This is a genomic window from Sphingomonas parva (ex Maeng et al. 2020) (assembly GCF_004564275.1).
In the GTDB taxonomy this organism is placed as follows: Bacteria; Pseudomonadota; Alphaproteobacteria; order Sphingomonadales; family Sphingomonadaceae; genus Allosphingosinicella; species Allosphingosinicella parva.
On the sequence record NZ_SPDV01000012.1, the window covers coordinates 106,788 to 127,052 of the forward strand.

The 20,265-nt window shown below is 66.5% G+C and carries 30 protein-coding genes; all 30 read left to right on the plus strand.

What is annotated here, in order from left to right; translation table 11 throughout:
- Positions 1–52: 52 nt before the first annotated feature.
- Complete coding sequence (locus E2493_RS08155; RefSeq protein ID WP_135085564.1) at positions 53–652, plus strand: DUF4142 domain-containing protein; 600 nt, start codon at positions 53–55, stop codon at positions 650–652.
- A gap of 108 nt (positions 653–760) precedes the next feature.
- Positions 761–1,240, plus strand: coding sequence for a hypothetical protein (locus tag E2493_RS08160; RefSeq protein WP_135085566.1), 480 nt, complete (start codon positions 761–763; stop codon positions 1,238–1,240).
- A 31-nt stretch (positions 1,241–1,271) separates the two neighbouring features.
- The gene (locus E2493_RS08165; RefSeq protein ID WP_135085568.1) at positions 1,272–3,305 is read left to right on the plus strand and encodes an amidohydrolase family protein; all 2,034 of its coding nucleotides are present in this window, start codon (positions 1,272–1,274) and stop codon (positions 3,303–3,305) included.
- Positions 3,302–4,723 carry an Nramp family divalent metal transporter gene (locus tag E2493_RS08170; RefSeq protein WP_167737447.1) on the plus strand — a complete coding sequence of 474 codons (1,422 nt, stop codon included), beginning with the start codon at positions 3,302–3,304 and terminating at the stop codon, positions 4,721–4,723. Before E2493_RS08165 ends, E2493_RS08170 begins: the two co-directional genes overlap by 4 nt.
- 54 nt (positions 4,724–4,777) lie before the next feature.
- Positions 4,778–6,058 (plus strand): Xaa-Pro dipeptidase, encoded by a 1,281-nt coding sequence (locus E2493_RS08175; protein WP_135085570.1) that lies wholly within the window; start codon positions 4,778–4,780, stop codon positions 6,056–6,058.
- Positions 6,055–6,384, plus strand: a complete 330-nt coding sequence (locus tag E2493_RS08180) for a DUF3140 domain-containing protein (protein WP_135085572.1) — start codon at positions 6,055–6,057, stop codon at positions 6,382–6,384. The genes E2493_RS08175 and E2493_RS08180 overlap by 4 nt, the downstream gene beginning before the upstream one ends.
- Positions 6,385–6,441: 57 nt before the next feature.
- The gene (locus tag E2493_RS08185; protein WP_135085574.1) at positions 6,442–6,843 is read left to right on the plus strand and encodes a cupin domain-containing protein; all 402 of its coding nucleotides are present in this window, start codon (positions 6,442–6,444) and stop codon (positions 6,841–6,843) included.
- Positions 6,844–6,878: 35 nt separating this feature from the next.
- Positions 6,879–7,097: a hypothetical protein gene (locus E2493_RS08190; RefSeq protein WP_135085576.1), complete on the plus strand. Its 219-nt coding sequence runs from the start codon at positions 6,879–6,881 to the stop codon at positions 7,095–7,097.
- A gap of 263 nt (positions 7,098–7,360) precedes the next feature.
- Complete coding sequence (gene rpsL / locus E2493_RS08195) at positions 7,361–7,732, plus strand: 30S ribosomal protein S12 (RefSeq protein ID WP_028969180.1); 372 nt, start codon at positions 7,361–7,363, stop codon at positions 7,730–7,732.
- A 49-nt stretch (positions 7,733–7,781) separates the two neighbouring features.
- Entirely contained in the window at positions 7,782–8,252 is a 471-nt protein-coding gene (rpsG, locus tag E2493_RS08200; RefSeq protein WP_135085578.1) for a 30S ribosomal protein S7, read from the plus strand.
- Between the two features lie 62 nt (positions 8,253–8,314).
- Positions 8,315–10,387: an elongation factor G gene (gene fusA / locus E2493_RS08205; RefSeq protein WP_135085579.1), complete on the plus strand. Its 2,073-nt coding sequence runs from the start codon at positions 8,315–8,317 to the stop codon at positions 10,385–10,387.
- A gap of 45 nt (positions 10,388–10,432) precedes the next feature.
- Positions 10,433–11,623: an elongation factor Tu gene (tuf, locus tag E2493_RS08210; protein WP_135085581.1), complete on the plus strand. Its 1,191-nt coding sequence runs from the start codon at positions 10,433–10,435 to the stop codon at positions 11,621–11,623.
- A 146-nt stretch (positions 11,624–11,769) separates the two neighbouring features.
- Positions 11,770–12,081: a 30S ribosomal protein S10 gene (gene rpsJ, locus E2493_RS08215; RefSeq protein WP_135085622.1), complete on the plus strand. Its 312-nt coding sequence runs from the start codon at positions 11,770–11,772 to the stop codon at positions 12,079–12,081.
- Positions 12,082–12,341: 260 nt separating this feature from the next.
- Positions 12,342–13,073, plus strand: coding sequence for a 50S ribosomal protein L3 (rplC, locus tag E2493_RS08220; protein ID WP_135085583.1), 732 nt, complete (start codon positions 12,342–12,344; stop codon positions 13,071–13,073).
- Positions 13,074–13,076: 3 nt separating this feature from the next.
- Positions 13,077–13,703 carry a 50S ribosomal protein L4 gene (gene rplD / locus E2493_RS08225; RefSeq protein WP_135085585.1) on the plus strand — a complete coding sequence of 209 codons (627 nt, stop codon included), beginning with the start codon at positions 13,077–13,079 and terminating at the stop codon, positions 13,701–13,703.
- Positions 13,696–14,010 (plus strand): 50S ribosomal protein L23, encoded by a 315-nt coding sequence (locus E2493_RS08230; RefSeq protein ID WP_135085587.1) that lies wholly within the window; start codon positions 13,696–13,698, stop codon positions 14,008–14,010. The genes rplD and E2493_RS08230 overlap by 8 nt, the downstream gene beginning before the upstream one ends.
- Before the next feature lie 13 nt (positions 14,011–14,023).
- Positions 14,024–14,860, plus strand: a complete 837-nt coding sequence (gene rplB, locus E2493_RS08235) for a 50S ribosomal protein L2 (protein ID WP_135085589.1) — start codon at positions 14,024–14,026, stop codon at positions 14,858–14,860.
- Positions 14,861–14,862: 2 nt separating this feature from the next.
- Positions 14,863–15,138: a 30S ribosomal protein S19 gene (gene rpsS, locus E2493_RS08240; RefSeq protein WP_106514989.1), complete on the plus strand. Its 276-nt coding sequence runs from the start codon at positions 14,863–14,865 to the stop codon at positions 15,136–15,138.
- 3 nt (positions 15,139–15,141) lie between these two features.
- The gene (rplV, locus tag E2493_RS08245) at positions 15,142–15,519 is read left to right on the plus strand and encodes a 50S ribosomal protein L22 (RefSeq protein ID WP_135085591.1); all 378 of its coding nucleotides are present in this window, start codon (positions 15,142–15,144) and stop codon (positions 15,517–15,519) included.
- Between the two features lie 3 nt (positions 15,520–15,522).
- On the plus strand, positions 15,523–16,218 hold the full coding sequence (gene rpsC / locus E2493_RS08250) for a 30S ribosomal protein S3 (RefSeq protein WP_135085593.1): 696 nt from the start codon (positions 15,523–15,525) through the stop codon (positions 16,216–16,218).
- Positions 16,219–16,233: 15 nt separating this feature from the next.
- A complete protein-coding gene (gene rplP, locus E2493_RS08255; RefSeq protein WP_135085595.1) occupies positions 16,234–16,665 on the plus strand; it encodes a 50S ribosomal protein L16 in 432 nt (143 codons plus the stop codon).
- Position 16,666: 1 nt separating this feature from the next.
- Positions 16,667–16,876: a 50S ribosomal protein L29 gene (rpmC, locus tag E2493_RS08260; protein WP_135085597.1), complete on the plus strand. Its 210-nt coding sequence runs from the start codon at positions 16,667–16,669 to the stop codon at positions 16,874–16,876.
- Between the two features lie 12 nt (positions 16,877–16,888).
- Positions 16,889–17,158, plus strand: a complete 270-nt coding sequence (gene rpsQ, locus E2493_RS08265) for a 30S ribosomal protein S17 (RefSeq protein WP_129385891.1) — start codon at positions 16,889–16,891, stop codon at positions 17,156–17,158.
- A 70-nt stretch (positions 17,159–17,228) separates the two neighbouring features.
- Positions 17,229–17,597 (plus strand): 50S ribosomal protein L14, encoded by a 369-nt coding sequence (gene rplN, locus E2493_RS08270; protein WP_106514995.1) that lies wholly within the window; start codon positions 17,229–17,231, stop codon positions 17,595–17,597.
- Positions 17,598–17,601: 4 nt separating this feature from the next.
- Positions 17,602–17,922, plus strand: coding sequence for a 50S ribosomal protein L24 (gene rplX / locus E2493_RS08275; RefSeq protein ID WP_135085599.1), 321 nt, complete (start codon positions 17,602–17,604; stop codon positions 17,920–17,922).
- Positions 17,915–18,499 carry a 50S ribosomal protein L5 gene (rplE, locus tag E2493_RS08280; RefSeq protein WP_135085601.1) on the plus strand — a complete coding sequence of 195 codons (585 nt, stop codon included), beginning with the start codon at positions 17,915–17,917 and terminating at the stop codon, positions 18,497–18,499. Before rplX ends, rplE begins: the two co-directional genes overlap by 8 nt.
- A gap of 41 nt (positions 18,500–18,540) precedes the next feature.
- A complete protein-coding gene (gene rpsN, locus E2493_RS08285; protein ID WP_135085603.1) occupies positions 18,541–18,846 on the plus strand; it encodes a 30S ribosomal protein S14 in 306 nt (101 codons plus the stop codon).
- Positions 18,847–18,856: 10 nt separating this feature from the next.
- Positions 18,857–19,252, plus strand: a complete 396-nt coding sequence (rpsH, locus tag E2493_RS08290; RefSeq protein WP_135085605.1) for a 30S ribosomal protein S8 — start codon at positions 18,857–18,859, stop codon at positions 19,250–19,252.
- On the plus strand, positions 19,252–19,785 hold the full coding sequence (gene rplF, locus E2493_RS08295) for a 50S ribosomal protein L6 (protein WP_135085607.1): 534 nt from the start codon (positions 19,252–19,254) through the stop codon (positions 19,783–19,785). Before rpsH ends, rplF begins: the two co-directional genes overlap by 1 nt.
- A gap of 3 nt (positions 19,786–19,788) precedes the next feature.
- The gene (gene rplR / locus E2493_RS08300) at positions 19,789–20,142 is read left to right on the plus strand and encodes a 50S ribosomal protein L18 (RefSeq protein ID WP_135085609.1); all 354 of its coding nucleotides are present in this window, start codon (positions 19,789–19,791) and stop codon (positions 20,140–20,142) included.
- Positions 20,143–20,265: the final 123 nt, after the last annotated feature.

Here is a 20,265-nt window from a genome sequence, read left to right on the forward strand (position 1 = left end):
CGCCTCTCGCGAGACGTTCGGGGCCGATCATCATGATCGAGGAGGAGCGGCAATGCGGCTCACCATCCTTTTCGCGTCGACGGCCCTGACCCTCGCCGCATGCAGCGGCGGCGGCGGCGCCAACGAGAGCGCCGAGGCGAGCGACAGCCTCGCCACCGACAACATGGCGACCGGCGAGCCCGCGACCGGCAACACGGCGGCGACCACCGAGGCCGGAACGGCCGCCGATTACGTCGCCACGGCGGCGGCGAGCGACATGTTCGAGATCGAGAGCGCCCGGCTCGCGCAGCAGAAGGCGCAGGATGCCGAGGTGAAGGCGTTCGCCGGGATGCTGGTGACCGATCACGAGAAATCGACTGCCGAGCTCAAGACGGCGGCGGCCCAGGTGCAGCCGCCCGTTCCCGTCCTGTCGGCCATGACCGCGGAGCAGCAGGGCAATGTGCAGGCGCTGCAGGCGGCGAGCGGCGCCGATTTCGACAAGCTCTTCCTCTCCCAGCAAATACCCGCGCACGAGACGGCGCTGGCCTTGGTCCAGGGCTATGCCGCGAGCGGCGACGCGGCACCGCTCAAGCAGCACGCATCGACCGTGGCGGCTCCGATCCAGCGTCACCTCGACCAGGCGAAGCAGCTGCAGGGCAAGATCGGCCAATAAGCGCTTCATTGCGCAGAGCCGGCGCCCATGCTGTGAAGCGGCGTGATTCCGCCTTCACACTCTGTCGACACGCCGCCGGCCAGTGCGCAGCCGAACGCCGGCACGTCCGTGGAATTGCGCTTCGCCACCGGCAACATGGGCTGTGTGCTGCCCCTGCTCGCCGTCTGCATCGTCGCCTTCGGAGTCGCAGCGGCTCGCCCCGGCTTCCTCGGGCACGGCAGGCGGCGCGCCCTCGCCGAACTCGCTAATGGCGCGACCGTCGGCGGCATAGCGGTGCTCTGGTTGCTTCCGGCCGGACTCCTGTTGTGGTGGTTCGTCCGGCTCGGCCACCGCTGGGCCGACGGAGTCGCTGCCACGGCGTCTCAGCGTGGCATATCTTTCCATCCGAGCCTCCGCGCACGACCTGCAGTCTGGGACGAGGTTGAAGATGTTCGCATTGAGACCCGACGCGCGAACTGGGTAGATGTGCGCGAGATCGTTTTAGAGTTGCGGCATGATCTCGTGCGAATCAGGGGCTTCGAAGACGATGATGGTGCCGCCGAGGCGTTCGTTGCCGCGGTGCGGGCGCGGCTGAACCGGCCGGCTTGAAGCCCGTCGGAGGCCATGCTCTATCTCGGGCATGAAATGTGCCTCTTCGCTCGCCGCCGCCCTTCTTTCCGCCACCGCCATCGCACCGCTGTCCGCGGCACCGCGGAGCGAAAGCTACACCGTGATCGTCGGCGGGCGGAACGTCGGTCATCTCGATGCGACGACCGAGGGTGCGCGTACCTCGATCGAATGGGACGTCAAGAACAACGGGCGCGGGCCGACGATCGCCGAGACGCTGACCGTCGATGCGAACGGCATCCCCACCGCCTGGCGGGTGACCGGCGCGACGACGTTCGGCGGCAAGGTGGACGAGACGTTTGCCCTGAGCGGGAAGACGGCGCGCTGGACCGACACCACAGGCTCGGGGCGCGCTGCGGTCCAGGCGCCGAGCCTCTACATCGCCCAGAACGGCAGCCCCTTCGCGCTCGGACTCTACGGCCGCGCGCTGCTCGCCGACTCCGACCACCAGATGCCCGCGCGTCCCGGCGGGACGCTGCGGCTCGACAAGGGCGAGACGCTGACGGTGCGCGGCGCCGGCGGGCCGATCGAGGTCACCGCCTACGCCTTGACCGGAATGAGCCTCAATCCGACCTATTTCCTGCTCGACGGCGAGGGCCGGCTGTTCGCCTCGATCGGCGGCCGCGGCGTCACCGTCCGCAAGGGCTATGAAGGCGAGGACCAGAGGCTCCGCGATCTCGCCGAGACGATGTCGGCGGCGCGCTACGCCGAGATCCAGAAGGCCGCCGCCCATCGCTGGGAGGCGCCGGTGCGGATCCGCAACGTGCGCCTGTTCGATCCCAAGGCGCTGGCGCTCACCGAGCCCAAATCGGTGCTGGTCTGGCGCAACGCGATAGCCGCCGTCGAGCCGCTCGACAGCCCGGCGACGCCGGGCGAGGTGACGATCGACGGAGCCGGCGGCACGCTGGTTCCGGGCATGACCGAAATGCACGGCCACGTCTCCGAGGACGACGCCGTGCTCAACCTCGCCGCGGGGATCACCACGATCCGCGACATGGGCAACGACAATGACGAGCTCGAAGCCATCATCGCGCGCATCGAGAGCGGCCGGTCGGCCGGCTCGCGCATCGTCAAGAGCGGCTTCATCGAGGGCCGCAGCCCCTTCAGCTCGAACAACGGCATCGTCGCCGAGACCGAGGCCCAAGCGGTCGAAGCGGTGCGCTGGTACGGCGCGCGCGGTTATTGGCAGATCAAGATCTACAACAGCGTCGATCCGGCGTGGGTGCCGGCCATGGTCGCGGAGGCGCACCGCCTCGGCATGCGCGTCTCCGGTCACGTGCCCGCCTTCTCGACCGCCGATGCGATGATGGAGGCGGGCTATGACGAGCTCACCCATATCAACCAGTTCGTGCTCGGCTGGGTGCTCCAGCCCGGTGAGGATACGCGCAACCTGCTGCGGCTGACCGCGCTGCGGCGGCTCAAGGGCTTCGACCTCGATCAGCCGAAGGTCAGGAAGACGATGGACATGATCGTCAGCCGGAAGATCGCGATCGATCCGACGATCGCGATCCACGAGACGTTCACCCAGACGCGGAACGGCGAGGTTCCCGTCGGCATGGCCGACTATCTCGACCATCTCCCGGTCGCCGAGCAGCGCCAGGCGAAGCAGGCCTGGGTCGATCTCTCCGAGCCGGGCGACGATGCTGCCTATCGTGCCGCCTTTGAGCAGATCGTCGCGACGCTGAAGGCGCTGCACCAGCGCGGCGTGATGATCGTGCCGGGCACCGATCTCGGCGGCGCCTTCACCTATCACCGCGAGCTCGAGCTGTTCCAGCGGCTCGGCATGAGCCCCGCGGAGGTGCTGAAGCGCGCGACCTGGGACATGGCGGCCTATCTCGGCCAGGATCAGAGGCTCGGCTCGATCGAGAAGGGCAAGCTCGCCGACTTCTTCCTCGTCCCCGGCGATCCCACGAAGGACCTGAAAGCGATCAAGACGATCTCGATGGTGGTGAAGGACGGCACGGTCTATTTCCCGAGCGAGATCTACGCGAAGTTCGGCATCGCGCCGTTCGCCCCGCCGCCGCGCGTGACGGCCCCGGCGCAATGAACCGTTCGGGCGAGGGGCGGACGGAGGCCGAGGCGGGATATCTGCCGCCGCTCAAGCCGGCGACGCTGCCCGCGCCGCCCGCCTCGCCGTGGCGGATCGTCGGTCCCGGGATCGTCGCCGCGGGCGTCGGCCTCGCCTCGGGCGAGTTCATCCTCTACCCTTATATCGCGAGCCAGGTCGGCCTCGTCTTCCTCTGGGCCGCCGCCGTCGGCCTCGCCACCCAGTTCTTCATCAACATGGAGATCGAGCGCTACACGCTGGCGACCGGAGAGACGGTGCTGACCGGCTTCAGCCGCCTCGGCCGCCACTGGGGCCTGGTCTTCGCCTTGCTCGCCATCGCCGCCAATCTCTGGCCGGGCTGGGCGACCGGCGCCGCCACCCTCGTCACCTATCTCGTCGGCGGGAACGTGCGCTGGATCGCGATCGGAATCCTGGTCGCGATCGGCCTGGTCCTGACGCTCTCTCCGGTCGTCTACCGGGCGCTCGAGCGAACGCAGATGCTGAAGGTCGCGGCGGTCGGCCTGCTGATCGTGGTCGCCACCTTGTTCGCAATCCCGCCCGGCGCGTGGATCGAGGCTCCGGCAATGGCCGCGCAAGTCGCGATGTCCGCGGGCGAGCTCGGCTGGCCGCTGTTGCTCGGTGCGCTTGCTTATGCCGGCGCCGGCGGCGGGCAGAATCTCTGCCAGTCGAACTGGATCCGCGACAAGGGCTTCGGCATGGGCGCGCACGCGCCGCGGATCGTCAGCCCGCTGACCGGCGAGCCGGTCGCCGATGCCGCGACGGGCTGGCGCTTCGAGCCCGATGCCGAGGCGATGGGGCGGTGGCGGGCCTGGTGGCGCTTCGCCAATGTCGAGCAGCTCGCCACCTTCGTCGCGATCAGCTTCGTCACCATCCTGTTCACCTCGCTGCTCGCCTACGCCACGCTTTCCGGCCGCGAGGGGCTGCCGCGAGACATCTCCTTCCTGGCGATCGAGGCCGGAATCCTGGCCGACAGGGTGGGGCCCTGGTTCGGCACCCTGTTCCTCGCGATCGGCGCCTTCTCCCTCTTCGCCGCGGCGCTCGGCATCGTCGACTATACCAGCCGCCTCGCCGCCGACGTGTTGCGCACCAACTATTGGCGGCGGCGGAGCGAGAGCGTGGTCTATGCCGGCATCGTCTGGACGATCGTGCTGACCGGCATTGCGATCATCGCCAGCGGCATCGACCAGCCGCTCGTCCTGCTCGTCATCGCCGGCTGCGTCGCCGCCTTCATGATGTTCGTCTATTCGGCGCTGCTGATCGTGCTGAATCGCCGCCTGCTCGCGCCGGAGCTGCGCCCCGCCGGCTATCGGATCGCGGCCCTGGTCTGGGCCGTCGCCCTGTTCGGCCTGCTCTCCGGCATCACGGTGCTGGACCAGATGAAGAAGCTGCTGGCCTAATCCGTTTCGCTGCGGCTAGGTCGGCGTGCAACCTTGCCGACGGAGCCGTTACCGATGCGCCATCTACTCCTCCTTGCGCTCCTGGCCGGCGCTGCCGCTGCTCCCGCGCCGGCAGAGACGGTCGTCGTCACCGCCGACCGGATGATCGACGTGCTCGCCGGCCGGGTCGTCGAGGAGCCGGTGGTGGTGATCACCGACGGCCGCATCTCCACCGTGGTGTCGCGCAACGGCGGCCGCCCCAACATTCCCGACGGTGCGCGCCGCATCGATCTGCCCGGCAAGACGATCCTGCCGGGCCTGATCGACATGCACGTCCATCTCGACGCCAATCCGCGCTACGGCGGCTATTCGGGCCTGCAGTTCACCGACATGTTCTGGGTGGCGCAGGGCGTGCAGAATGCGCGCGACATGCTCCGCGCCGGCTTCACCACGGTGCGCAACGTCGGTTCCGAAAACTATTCCGACGTCGGCTACAAGCAGGCGATCGAGGAGGGGCTGATCGAAGGCCCGCGCATCGTGCCCGCCGCCCATGCGCTCGGCGCGACCGGCGGCCATTGCGACCAGACCTACCTTCCGCCCTCGCTCGCCGCGCGCGGCAAGGCGGTGGGCGACGGACCGCAGGAGCTTCGCGCCCGGGTGCGCGAGCAGCGCAAATACGGCGCCGAGGTGATCAAGGTCTGCGCCACCGGCGGAGTCTTCTCCCGCAACACCGAGCCCGGCCAGCAGCAGCTTTCCGAGGAGGAATTGCGGGCGATCGCCGAGGAGGCCCATCAATGGGGCCTAAAGGTCGCCGCCCATGCTCATGGCGCCGCCGGCATCAAGGCGGCGATCCGCGCCGGCATCGACACGATCGAGCACGCCAGCCTGATCGACGCGGAGGGCATTCGCCTTGCCAAGGAGCGCGGCGCCTATCTGTCGATGGACATCTTCAACACCGAATATACCCAGGCCGAGGGCGCCGCGAACGGCGTGCTCGAGGACAATCTGCGCAAGGACCGCGAGGTCGCGCAGATTCAGCGGGACAATTTCCGCGCTGCGCACCGCGCCGGCGTGAAGATGGTCTTCGGCACCGACGCCGGCGTGATGCCGCACGGCACCGCCGCCGGCCAGTTCCGCTATATGGTCGAATACGGCATGACGCCGATGGAGGCGATCCAGGCGGCGACGCGCACCGCCGCCGAGGCTCTCGGCCGCGAGAAGGACGTCGGCGCGATCGCGATCGGCCGCTGGGGCGATATCGTCGCCGTCGACGGCGATCCGATCCGCGACGTCCGCGCGCTCGAGGATGTCGACGTCGTCATCAAGGGCGGCGAGATCGTGAAGAACGAGGGGTGACGCCCGACCGCGCCAGCATCCGCGCCGCGTTCGAGGCGGCGGTCAACATGAGCGCCGAGGAGATCGAGGCGTGGCTGGAAACGGAGGAGAGCCGCGCGGTCGGCCAGACGCGGCCCGGGCAGAGCGAGAGCATCGGCCGGGCCTCGGCGCGGCGGATTGCCGCGATCCTGCGCACGCCCGACGCCGCGCGCGACGACGAGGATTACGCCCACATGCGCAAGGTCGTCGGCTTCGTCCGCCGCCACCGTGCCCAGGAGCCGGAGAACATGGTGACCTCGCGCTGGCGCTATTCGCTGATGAACTGGGGTCACGATCCGCTCCGTTGAGCGGGAACAGCGCAGCCGCCGCGCGTGTTCAGGAGCCACGAAAGGAGCGAAGAGCGAATGAAGGGCTATTGCGACAACATCGAGGAGGTCACCGTCGCCAACGAGGATTTCCGGCGGGTGCTCTACACCGGCAAGAACCTCCAGCTGGTGCTGATGACGCTGAAGCCGGGCGAGGAGATCGGCGAGGAGGTCCACGAGGACCGCGACCAGTTCTTCCGCGTCGAGGAAGGCGAGGGCACCGTCTATATCGACGGCGCGGCCAATGCGGTGAAGGACGATTTCGCGGTGATCGTGCCGGCCGGCGCACGCCACAACGTCGTCAACTCCGGCGCCGAGCCGCTGCGCCTCTACACGATCTACGGCCCGCCCGAGCACAAGGACAAGGTGGTCCACAAGACCAAGGAGCAGGCCGAGCGCGACCACGACAATGACGAGTGGACCGGCGAGACGACCGAGTAGTTGGTTGTTCATCGCCGATGCGGTAGACAGGATGCATGGACGTCGCTGAGCACACGCTGGAACTGCTGAAGCGAATGCATGCCGAGTTCGCCGACTTCCGGCGGGTTCAGGAAAGCCAGAACGCGCGCCTTTCATCGCTGGAGCAGCATGTTGCAGCGATGATGGGCGACCTGGCCCAGATCCGCATGGAGCTGACGGGGCTCAGGACACGTATCGAACGGATAGAGCGGCGGCTGGATTTGACCGCGGCCTGAGCCGTCGCGGCTGCCCGAGGGCGGCGAAACCGAATCCGCTCAAGGCCTTGCAAACTTCGCCCGTTGACCCATCTGGGACTCGCGGCTATAGGCCGCCTCGCCCGGGGCCGGTGGTGGTTCTTCTCGAAGACCCAGATGCCGTGCCTGGACGGGCACAAGAGCTTGAACATTGCTGATGCGACGCAAGGGCCAGGGGGCCGGTTGGCCGCCCTGTTTTTTGCGCATTTTGCGCCTCAGTAAAGTAACTTAAGGTGAAGGGCTTCATGCCGACGATCAATCAGCTGATCCGCAAGGGTCGCGAGCCGCAGAAGGCGAAATCCAAGGTTCCTGCGATGGAGCAGAACCCGCAGAAGCGCGGCGTCTGCACCCGCGTCTACACGACCACCCCGAAGAAGCCGAACTCGGCGCTTCGCAAGGTCGCCAAGGTTCGTCTGACGAACCAGCGCGAGGTGATCAGCTACATCCCCGGCGAAGGCCACAATCTCCAGGAGCACTCGGTGGTCCTGATCCGCGGCGGCCGCGTTCGCGACCTTCCGGGTGTCCGCTATCACGTCCTGCGCGGCGTGCTCGACACCCAGGGTGTCAAGGACCGTCGCCAGTCCCGTTCGAAGTACGGCGCCAAGCGTCCGAAGTAAGGCTCTGCCGGCTCCGTCCGGCGCCTGAAGTTAAGAAGGGTATCAAACAATGTCCCGTCGTCGTCGCCCCGAAAAGCGCGAAATCCTGCCCGACCCGAAGTTCGGGGACGTGGTGCTGTCCAAGTTCATGAACTCCGTCATGCTCGACGGCAAGAAGTCGGTCGCCGAAGGCATCGTCTACGGTGCCCTCGACACGGTCGAGCAGCGCGCCAAGCGCGATCCGCTCGGCGTGTTCCATGACGCGCTGAACAACGTGAAGCCGGGCATCGAGGTCCGCAGCCGCCGCGTCGGCGGTGCGACCTACCAGGTGCCGGTCGAGGTCCGCGCCGAGCGCGCCCAGGCTCTCGCCATCCGCTGGCTGATCGGTTCGGCCCGCGCCCGCAGCGAGAACACCATGGCCGCCCGCCTCTCCGGCGAGCTGCTCGATGCCGCGAACAATCGCGGCAATGCGGTTAAGAAGCGCGAGGACACGCACCGCATGGCGGAAGCCAACCGCGCCTTCTCGCATTATCGCTGGTAATCACTATATCGTCGGGATCGGGGCCGCTGGCGCGGTTCCCTCCCGACATTGGAGTTAAGATCATGGCCCGCAGCCATCCGCTCGAGCGCTATCGCAACATCGGCATCATGGCGCACATCGACGCCGGCAAGACGACGACGACCGAGCGCATCCTCTATTACACCGGCAAGTCCTACAAGATCGGCGAGGTCCACGAGGGCACCGCGACCATGGACTGGATGGAGCAGGAGCAGGAGCGCGGGATCACGATCACGTCGGCCGCGACGACCTGCTTCTGGAACGACCACCGGATCAACATCATCGACACGCCGGGCCACGTCGACTTCACCATCGAGGTCGAGCGCTCGCTGCGCGTCCTCGACGGCGCGGTCGCCTGCTTCGACGGCGTCGCCGGCGTCGAGCCGCAGTCCGAGACCGTCTGGCGCCAGGCCGAGAAGTACAAGGTCCCGCGGATGTGCTTCGTCAACAAGCTCGACCGCACCGGCGCGAGCTTCGAGCGCTGCGTCGACATGATCAAGGACCGCCTGGGCGCCCGCCCGGCCGTCCTCTATCTCCCGATCGGCATCGAGAGCAGCTTCAAGGGTCTCGTCGACCTCGTCGAGAACCGCGCGATCGTGTGGCTCGAGGAGTCGCTGGGCGCGAAGTTCGAATATCAGGACATCCCGGCCGATCTCGCCGATGAGGCCGCCGCCGCCCGCGCCGAGCTGATCGAGATCGCGGTCGAGCAGGACGACGCTGTGATGGAGGCCTATCTCGAGGGCAACGAGCCGGACACGGCCACCCTCAAGAAGCTGATCCGCAAGGGTACGCTGAACTTCTCGTTCGTCCCGGTCCTCTGCGGCTCGGCGTTCAAGAACAAGGGCGTGCAGCCGCTGCTCGACGCCGTCGTCGACTATCTGCCGTCGCCGCTCGATATCCCGCCGGTGGAGGGCCTGAAGCCGGACAGCGACGAGACCGAGACTCGCGCCGCGTCCGACGAAGCGCCGTTCTCCGCGCTGGCGTTCAAGATCATGAACGATCCGTTCGTCGGCTCGCTGACCTTCGCGCGCATCTACTCGGGCAAGCTCGAGAAGAGCACCGTCCTGAACTCGGTGAAGGACAAGAAGGAGAAGATCGGCCGCATGCTGCTGATGCATGCGAACAGCCGCGAGGACATCGACGTGGCCTATGCGGGCGACATCGTCGCCCTGGCGGGCCTCAAGGAGACGACGACCGGCGACACGCTCTGCGCGTCCACGGCTCCGGTCATCCTCGAGCGCATGGAATTCCCGGAGCCGGTCATCGAGCTCTCGGTGGAGCCGAAGACCAAGGCCGACCAGGAGAAGATGGGCATCGCCCTCAACCGCCTGGCCGCCGAGGATCCGTCGTTCCGCGTGTCGACCGATCATGAATCGGGCCAGACGATCATCAAGGGGATGGGCGAGCTCCACCTCGAGATCCTCGTCGACCGCATGAAGCGCGAGTTCAAGGTGGACGCCAACGTCGGCGCTCCGCAGGTCGCCTATCGCGAGTATCTCGCGAAGCCGGTCGAGCTCACCTACACCCACAAGAAGCAGTCGGGCGGCTCCGGCCAGTTCGGCGAGGTCAAGGTGAAGGTGTCGCCGGGCGAGCGCGGTTCGGGCTTCCAGGTCCTCGACGAGATCAAGGGCGGCAACATCCCGCGCGAGTACATCCCGTCGGTCGAGAAGGGCATGCGCGAGACCGCCGAGACCGGTTCGCTGATCGGCTTCCCGATCATCGATCTCCAGGTCCAGCTGCTCGACGGCAAGTATCACGACGTCGACTCGTCGGCTTTGGCCTTCGAGATCACCGGCCGCGGTGCGATGCGCGAAGCCGCCCAGAAGGCGGGCATCAAGCTGCTCGAGCCGATCATGAAGGTTGAGGTCGTCACCCCCGAGGACTATCTCGGCGACGTCATCGGCGACATCAACAGCCGCCGTGGGCAGATCCAGGGCACCGACAGCCGGGGCAACGCCCAGGTGGTCGAGGCGATGGTGCCGCTTGCGAATATGTTCGGCTACGTTAATGAGCTGCGTTCCTTCACGCAGGGCCGGGCTCAGTACACGATGCTGTTCTCGCATTATGACGAGGTGCCGGCAAACGTGGCCGAAGAGGTCAAGGCGAAGCTCGCCTGATCGCTGAACATTGAATTTGGAACTTCAAGACGAGGGTAAGGCACAATGGCGAAAGCTAAGTTCGAGCGGACGAAACCGCACTGCAACATCGGCACCATCGGTCACGTCGACCACGGCAAGACGTCGCTGACCGCGGCGATCACGAAGGTTCTCGCCGAGACCGGCGGTGCGACCTTCACCAGCTACGACAACATCGACAAGGCGCCGGAAGAGCGCGAGCGCGGCATCACCATCTCGACCGCCCACGTCGAGTATGAGACCGCCGACCGCCACTATGCGCACGTCGACTGCCCGGGTCACGCCGACTACGTGAAGAACATGATCACCGGCGCCGCCCAGATGGACGGCGGCATCCTGGTCGTGTCGGCCGCCGACGGCCCGATGCCGCAGACCCGCGAGCACATCCTGCTCGCCCGTCAGGTCGGCGTTCCGGCGCTGGTCGTGTTCATGAACAAGGTCGACCAGGTTGACGATCCCGAGCTGCTCGAGCTCGTCGAGCTCGAGATCCGCGAGCTGCTCTCGTCCTACGACTTCCCGGGCGACGACATTCCGATCATCAAGGGCTCGGCGCTCGCCGCCCTCGAGGATTCGGACCGCAAGATCGGCCACGACGCGATCCTGGAGCTGATGGCTGCCGTCGACTCCTACATCCCGCAGCCGGAGCGTCCGCTCGATCGTCCGTTCCTGATGCCGATCGAGGACGTGTTCTCGATCTCGGGCCGCGGCACCGTCGTCACCGGCCGTGTCGAGACCGGCATCGTCAAGGTCGGCGAGGAAGTCGAGATCGTCGGCATCCGCGACACCGCCAAGACCACCGTCACCGGCGTCGAGATGTTCCGCAAGCTGCTCGACCAGGGCCAGGCGGGCGACAACATCGGCGCGCTGCTGCGCGGCACCAAGCGTGAGGACGTCGAGCGCGGCCAGGTCCTGTCCAAGCCGGGCTCGATCACGCCGCACACCGACTTCCAGGCCGAGGTCTACGTGCTCTCGAAGGACGAAGGCGGCCGTCACACCCCGTTCTTCGCCAACTATCGTCCGCAGTTCTACTTCCGCACGACCGACGTGACGGGCGAAGTGGTCCTGCCGGAAGGCACCGAGATGGTGATGCCGGGCGACAACGTGCAGCTGCGCGTCAAGCTGATCGCTCCGATCGCGATGGATCAGGGCCTGCGCTTCGCGATCCGCGAAGGTGGCCGGACCGTCGGCGCCGGGGTTGTCGCCGAGATCACGAAGTAATATAGGGCGTCAGCCGCCCGGGTCGGGAGATTCGGGCGGCTCGCCTTTTCAAGACGAGTTAAGGCCGAACCGGGGCCGCGAGGCTCCGGTAAAGCTTTGTTTGATTGCCCTCTCACGAGGGTTGGCTCTTTCGCATCGGTATGGACATGGAAACGCAGAATATCCGCATTCGCCTGAAGGCGTTCGATCATCGTGTGCTCGACCAGGCGACCGGCGACATCGCCGATACGGCGCGTCGCACCGGCGCTCTCATCCGCGGCCCCAGTCCTCTCCCGACGCGCATCGAGAAGTTCACCGTCAACCGTTCGCCCCACGTTGACAAGAAGTCGCGCGAGCAGTTCGAGGTGCGCACCTACAAGCGGCTGCTGGATATCGTGCAGCCGACTCCGCAGACCGTCGACGCGCTTATGAAGCTCGACCTCGCGGCAGGTGTTGATGTCGAGATCAAGCTGGCCTAAAGGGCTGGCGCGGCTCCGAGATTCGGAGCCAAGGGATTCGGGTCACGCGGCGAAAGGCCGGCGTGGCGACGGGCTCCGAGGGGCCCGCACAAAGTAACACTTTGTGGGAATTGGGATACCGCACGGCTTGCCGTGGTCTGCGTCCCCCGCATCTCCGCTTCGGCGGGGAATGGCCCAAGCGGGGCACGTATCTTTTTTGGGCTGGCACGCCCGCGGGAACGCACAAGTTCTCGCGGGCCTCTGTTTAAGGAGTGTGGATCATGCGCACTGGCGTGATCGCGAAGAAAATGGGTATGACCCGACTGTTCCAGGAAGACGGCCGCCACGTGCCGGTCACCGTCCTGGCTCTCGACAACGTTCAGGTGGTGGCGCGCAAGGAAGCCGACAACGACGGTTACGTCGCTGTCCAGGTCGGCGCGGGCACTGCCAAGGCCAAGAACCTGACCAAGCCGCAGCGCGGCCACTTCGGCAAGGCCGAGGTGGAGCCGAAGGCCCGCCTCGCGGAGTTCCGCGTGGCCGAGGACGCGCTTCTCGACGTGGGCGCGGAAATTTCCGCCGACCATTTCGCGATCGGCCAGCTGGTCGACATCCAGGGTGTGACCCAGGGCAAGGGCTTCGCCGGCGCCATGAAGCGCTGGGGTTTCGGCGGTCTGCGCGCCACCCACGGCGTCTCGGTCTCGCACCGTTCGCACGGCTCGACCGGTAACCGCCAGGATCCGGGCCGCGTCTTCAAGAACAAGAAGATGGCCGGCCACATGGGTGCCCGCAACCGCACCCAGCAGAACCTCGAGGTCGTCCGCACGGACGTCGAGCGCGGCCTGATCTTCGTCAAGGGCTCGGTTCCGGGCCACAAGGGCGGCTGGCTGCTGGTCAAGGACGCCGTCAAGGTCGCCCGCCACGCCGAGGCGCCGTATCCGGCCGGCATCCGCCAGGCCGCTTCCACCACCGACGCTCCCGCTCCGGCGGCAGCCACCGAAGCCCAGGAAGGCTAAGTCATGAAGGTCAAGGTTCAGACCCTCGATGCCAAGGGCAGCGGCGAGATCGAGCTCAACGATGCCGTGTTCGGCGTCGAGCCGCGCGCGGACATCCTGCACCGCGTCGTCACCTGGCAGCTCGAGAAGCGCCGCGGCACCGCCCGCGCCGCCCGCGAGCGCTCCGACGTCGCGCGCACCGGCAAGAAGTTCGGCCGCCAGAAGGGCGGCGGCACCGCCCGTCACGGCGATCGCCGCGCTCCCGTCTTCATCGGCGGCGGCAAGGCCCATGGTCCCCGCGTCCGCGACTTCAATCCGTCGCTGAACAAGAAGGTCCGCGCGCTCGGCCTGAAGATGGCGCTCAGCAGCAAGGCCGCGGCCGGCCAGCTGATCGTCCTCGACAGCCTGGACGTCCAGGAAGCGAAGACCAAGGCGGTTCGCGAGCAGCTCGGCAAGCTCGGGCTCGGCAAGACCGCGCTGGTGATCGACGGCGACGCGCTGAACGTCGGCTTCGCCCAGGCGTCGTCGAACCTGCGCCAGATCGACCTGCTGCCGGCGATCGGCGCCAACGTCTACGACATTCTGAAGCATGAGACTCTGGTGCTGACCCGCGCCGCGGTCGAGAAGCTGGAGGCCCGGTTCAATGGCTAAGGCGAAGAACAGCCAGGTCGACATCAATCATTACGATGTCGTCCTCGCGCCCCACATCACCGAGAAGACGACGCTGCTCAGCGAGCAGAACGGCTACGTCTTCAAGGTCGCGAACTCCGCCACCAAGCCGCAGATCAAGGCGGCCGTCGAGGCGCTGTTCGGCGTCAGCGTCAAGGGCGTGAACACCCTGACGCAGAAGGGCAAGACCAAGCGCTGGAAGGGTCGTCCCTACACGCGCTCGGACGTCAAGAAGGCGATCGTGACGCTGGCCGAAGGCCAGTCGATCGACGTCACCACCGGTATCTGAGGGCGCTCGAGAAATGGCACTCAAGACCTATAATCCGACGACCTCGTCGCAGCGCGGCCTGATCCTCGTCGACAAGTCGGCGCTCTGGAAGGGCAAGCCGGTCAAGGCGCTGACCGAAGGCAAGCGCAAGACCGGCGGCCGCAACAACAAGGGCCACGTGACCTCGCGCGGCATCGCCGGCGGCCACAAGCAGCGCTACCGCTACATCGACTTCAAGCGTCGCAAGTGGGACGTTCCCGCGACCGTCGAACGCCTGGAGTACGATCCGAACCGGACCGCGTTCATCGCTCTCGTCAAGTACGAGGACGGCGAGCAGGCCTATATCATCGCGCCGCAGCGTCTGGCGCCGGGTGACGTGATCGTCGCCGGCCGCCGCACCGACGTGAAGCCGGGCAACGCGATGGAGCTGGGCTCGATGCCGGTCGGCACCATCGTCCACAATGTGGAGATGAAGCCGGGCAAGGGCGCCCAGATCGCTCGCTCGGCCGGGACCTACGTCCAGGTCGTCGGCCGCGACCGCGGCATGGTGATCGTCAGGCTCAATTCAGGCGAGCAGCGTTATATCCACGCCAACTGCATGGCGACGGTCGGTGCGGTGTCCAACCCGGACAACCAGAACCAGAACTTCGCCAAGGCGGGCCGCAGCCGCTGGATGGGCCGTCGTCCGCTGACCCGCGGCGTCGCCAAGAACCCGGTCGATCACCCGCACGGTGGTGGTGAGGGCCGGACCTCGGGCGGCCGCCATCCGGTCACCCCGTGGGGCAAGCCGACCAAGGGTGCCCGCACCCGCAACAACAAGGCGACGGACAAGATGATCATCCGTTCGCGCCACGCTAAGAAGAAGAGGTAACAATGGCCCGCTCCGTCTGGAAAGGTCCGTTCGTCGAGCTGTCGCTGCTGAAGAAGGCAGAGGCCGCGCAGGACGCCAACAGCCGTGCGCCGATCAAGACCTGGTCGCGCCGTTCGACGATCCTCCCGCAGTTCGTCGGCCTCACCTTCAACGTCTACAACGGCAAGAAATTCATTCCCGTTTCGGTGAATGAAGAGATGGTCGGGATGAAGCTCGGCGAGTTCGCGCCGACCCGCTACTTCCCCGGCCACGCGGCCGACAAGAAGGGCAAGAGATAAGCCATGGGCAAGCAGGCATCCCCCCGCAAGGTCGCGGACAACGAGGCGCTGGCGGTCGGCACGACCATCCGCGGCTCGGCGCAGAAGCTGAACCTGGTCGCGGCGATGATCCGTGGTCGCAAGGCCGAGGACGCGCTCAACATCCTGTCCTTCTCGCCGAAGGCGATGGCGGTCGAGGTTCGCAAGGTGCTCGCTTCGGCGATCGCCAATGCCGAGAACAACCACAACCTCGACGTCGACGCGCTGGTCGTCGCCGAGGCCTCGGTCGGCAAGAGCATCTCGATGAAGCGGTTCACCCCGCGCGCGCGCGGTCGCTCGAGCCGGATCGTCAAACCGTTCAGCCGCGTGCGCATCGTCGTCCGCGAGCAGCAGGAAGCGTAAACCATGGGTCAGAAAACCTCTCCGATCGGGCTCCGCCTCCAGATCAACCGGACCTGGGACAGCCGCTGGTACGCCGACGGCGCCGATTACAGCCGGCTGCTGGTCGAGGATCTCAAGATCCGCAAGTTCATCATGAAGACGCTGCCGCAGGCGGCGATCTCCAAGGTGGTGATCGAGCGTCCGGCCAAGCTGTGCCGCGTTTCCATCTATGCCGCGCGCCCCGGCGTGATCATCGGCAAGAAGGGCGCCGACATCGAGAAGCTCAGGAAGCAGCTCGGTGCGATGACGCAGAGCGACGTCAGCCTGAACATCGTCGAGATCCGCAAGCCGGAGATCGACTCCAAGCTCGTCGCCCAGGGCGTCGCCGACCAGCTCGAGCGCCGTATCGCGTTCCGCCGGGCGATGAAGCGCGCCGTGCAGTCCGCCCTCCGCCTCGGCGCGGAAGGCATCCGCATCACCTGCTCGGGCCGTCTCGGCGGCGCCGAGATCGCGCGGACCGAATGGTATCGCGAGGGCCGCGTTCCGCTGCACACGCTGCGCGCGAACGTCGATTATGCGGAAGCGACCGCCCACACCGCCTACGGCGTGTGCGGCATCAAGGTCTGGATCTTCAAGGGTGAGATCCTCGGCCATGACCCGATGGCCCAGGACCGGCTGATGATGGAGGCTCAGACCTCCGGCGTCCGCCCGGCCCGCTGAGTTTAGGAACGAGCAATGCTGCAACCGAAACGCACCAAGTTCCGCAAGGCCTTCAAGGGCCGCATCCATGGCGATGCCAAGGGCGGCACGGCGCTGAACTTCGGCGCTTATGGCCTGAAGGCGATGGAGCCGGAGCGGATCACCGCCCGTCAGATCGAGGCGGCCCGCCGCGCGATCACCCGCCACATCAAGCGTCAGGGCCGTCTCTGGATCCGGATTTTCCCGGACGTGCCGGTCTCCTCCAAGCCGGCCGAAGTCCGCATGGGCTCCGGTAAGGGCAGCCCGGAATTCTGGGTCGCCCGCGTCAAGCCGGGCCGGATCCTGTTCGAGCTCGACGGCGTGCCCGGCCCGCTCGCCAAGACCGCCTTCGAGCGTGCGATGGAAAAACTGCCGATCAAGACCAAGGTGGTTGCCCGCCTTGGCGAATCGCTGACCGAGGAAGCCTGAGATGGCCCAGATCGACGATCTCAAGACCCGCACCGACGACCAGCTCCACGAGCAGCTGGGCGACCTCAAGCGCGAGCAGTTCAACCTGCGCTTCCAGGCCGCCACCAACCAGCTCGAGAAGCCGTCGCGTGTTCGTGAAGTGCGCCGCACCATTGCGCGCATCAAGACGCTGCAGAGCGACCGCGCCCGCGCCGCTCAGACCAAGGCCTAAGGAGTAGATAGAATGCCGAAGCGCGTTCTCACCGGCAGGATCGTGTCGGACAAGACCGACAAGACCGTGGTGGTCCTGGTCGAGCGGCGGGTGAAGCACCCGCTCTACGGCAAGATCATCAAGCTGTCGAAGAAGTACCACGCCCATGACGAGACCAACGCGTTTCGTGAGGGTGAGACCGTCCGCATCGAGGAGACGCGGCCGATCTCGAAGCTGAAGACCTGGCGGGTCCTCGATCGCGTGGACACCCACGCGACCCCGCAGAAGGCAGACGTCGCCTGAGGCACGTACGCCTCGCGTTGAAACTGATCGCCGGACTTGTTCCGGTTGAAGTGAAAGAAGGAATGGATCGATGATCCAGATGCAGTCGAACCTCGACGTTGCCGACAATTCTGGCGCCAAGCGCGTCCAGTGCATCAAGGTGCTCGGCGGCTCGAAGCGGCGCTTTGCCGGCGTTGGCGACGTCATCGTCGTCTCCGTCAAGGAAGCCGCGCCGCGCGGTCGCGTGAAGAAGGGTGACGTCCACAAGGCCGTCATCGTCCGCACCGCCAAGGACATCCACCGTGCCGACGGATCGACCATCCGGTTCGATTCGAACGCCGCGGTGCTCGTCAACAACAACCAGGAGCCGATCGGCACCCGCATCTTCGGCCCGGTCGTTCGCGAGCTGCGTGCCAAGAAGCACATGAAGATCATCAGCCTGGCGCCGGAGGTCCTGTAACATCATGGCTGCTGCAAAGATCAAGAAAGGCGACCGTGTCGTCGTCCTGTCCGGCAAGGACAAGGGCAAGACCGGCGAAGTGACGAAGGCGATGCCGAAGGACGGCAAGGTCGTCGTCGCGGGCGTCAACATCATCACGCGTCACCGCAAGCCGTCGCAGGCCAACCCGCAGGGCGGCCTCGAGCGGAGCGAGGCGCCGCTTCACATTTCCAAGGTCGCGATCTCGGACCCGAAGGACGGCAAGCCCAGCCGGGTCCGCTTCGAGATCCGCGACGGCAAGAAGGTCCGCGTTGCCGCGCGGTCCGGGGAGTTGATCAATGGCTGACGCCAAGTACACCGCGCGTCTGAAGCGCGACTATGACGAGCGCATCGTCCCGGCGATGATCGAGAAGTTCGGCTACAAGAACCGTCTCGAAGTGCCGAAGCTCGAGAAGATCGTCCTCAACATGGGCGTGGGCGAGGCGACGCAGGACAAGAAGAAGGTCGAGACCGCGGCTGCCGAGATGCAGCTGATCGCCGGCCAGAAGCCTGTCGTCACCAAGGCGAAGAAGTCGATCGCGCAGTTCAAGCTGCGCGAGGGCATGCCGATCGGCGTGAAGGTCACCCTTCGCCGCGAGCGCATGTACGAGTTCCTCGACCGCCTGATCACGATCGCGCTGCCGCGCGTCCGCGACTTCCGTGGCCTGAACGCCAAGTCGTTCGACGGGCGCGGCAATTACGCGATGGGTCTCAAGGAGCAGATCGTGTTCCCGGAGATCAACTATGACCGCATCGAGAAGGTGCGCGGCATGGACATCATCGTCACCACCACCGCGAAGACGGACGAAGAGGCGCGCGAGCTGCTGCGCCTGTTCAACTTCCCGTTCCCGCGCACCGAAGAAGATCAGAAGCAGGCGGCCTGAGGCCCCTCGCTTCTGAAGCAAGAAAGGCGAGAACTTAAGTCATGGCGAAACTGAGTTCCATCAACAAGAACGAGCGTCGCAAGAAGCTGGTGAAGAAGTACTCCGGCCAGTATGCGAAGCTGAAGGCGATTGCGGACGACGAGAGCCGCGATGAGACCGAGCGTCTGATCGCGCGTCTGAAGATGGCCGAGATCCCGCGCAACGCGAACCCGACCCGGGTCCGCAACCGCTGCCAGATCACCGGCCGCCCGCGCGCCAACTATCGCAAATTCGGACTTTCGCGAATCATGATCCGGGAACTGGGCAACAAGGGCCTCATCCCGGGCCTCACGAAGTCGAGCTGGTAAGGTATAGATCATGCCATTGACCGATCCCCTGGGTGATATGCTCACCCGCATCCGCAACGGCCAGCAGGCCCGGAAGGATAGCGTCGTCTCCCCGGCGTCGAAGCTGAGGGCCCGCGTCCTCGACGTGCTTCAGCGCGAGGGCTATATCCGCGGCTACACGGAAGAGGCGCTCGGCCGCCACGCCGGCCTGCGCATCGAGCTCAAGTATTTCGAAGGCCGTCCGGCGATCCAGCACGTGGCGCGCGTCTCGAAGCCGGGCCGCCGCGTCTACTCGGGCAGCCAGGATCTGCCGCGGGTCCGCAACGGCCTCGGCATCACCATCGTGTCGACTCCGCGCGGCGTTCTCTCGGACGCGGAAGCGCGCGAGCAGAATGTCGGCGGCGAAGTGCTCGCGGAGGTGTTCTGATGTCTCGTATCGGTAAGCGCCCGATCCCGATGCCGGCGGGCGTCACGGCCACCACCGAGGGCCGGACGCTGTCGGTCAAGGGTCCGAAGGGCAGCCTGTCGCTGCAGATGCTCGACGACATCAGCTACGAGATCGCCGACGGGTCGATCTCGGTGCAGCCGGCGAACGACACCAAGCGTGCGCGCTCCTTCTGGGGCATGCAGCGCTCGATGGTCCAGAACCTGGTCACCGGCGTGACCGAGGGCTTCACCAAGACCCTCGAGATCACCGGCGTCGGCTATCGCGCGGCGATGCAGGGCAAGAACCTGCGCCTGCAGCTGGGCTACAGCCACGACGTCAACATCGACGTCCCGGGCGACCTCACCGTCGCCACCCCGGATCCGACCACCGTCGTGATCTCGGGCAACGATCGGCAGCGCGTCGGCCAGCTGGCCGCCGAGATCCGCCGCTGGCGCAAGCCGGAGCCCTACAAGGGCAAGGGCATCAAGTATCGCGGCGAGTATATCTTCCGCAAAGAAGGCAAGAAGAAGTAAGCCATGGCGAAACTCTCTCTCTTCGAACGGCGCCGTCAGCGCGTCCGAACTTCGCTCCGGAAGCGCGCCGGCGAGCGCCCGCGGCTTTCGATCCACCGGTCCGGGCGTCACATCTACGCCCAGGTCATCAACGACGTCGAAGGCCGGACCGTGGCGTCCGCTTCGACCCTGGAGAAGGACGCGCGCGGCACCACCGGCGCGACCACCGGCAGCGCCCAGGACGTGGGTCGCCGGATCGCCGAGCGTGCCAAGGCTGCCGGCGTGACCCAGGTCGTGTTCGACCGCGGCGGTTTCCTTTTCCACGGCCGCGTCAAGGCGCTGGCGGATGCCGCCCGCGAGGGCGGATTGGAGTTCTAAATGGCTGACGAAAACAACCAGGGCACCGAGGCCCCGGAGCAGATCACGCAGGCCGACGCCCCCGAGGCGGGCCAGGCCGACGGCGGCCAGCGCCGCGAGCGCGGCGCCCGCGGCGGGCGCGGC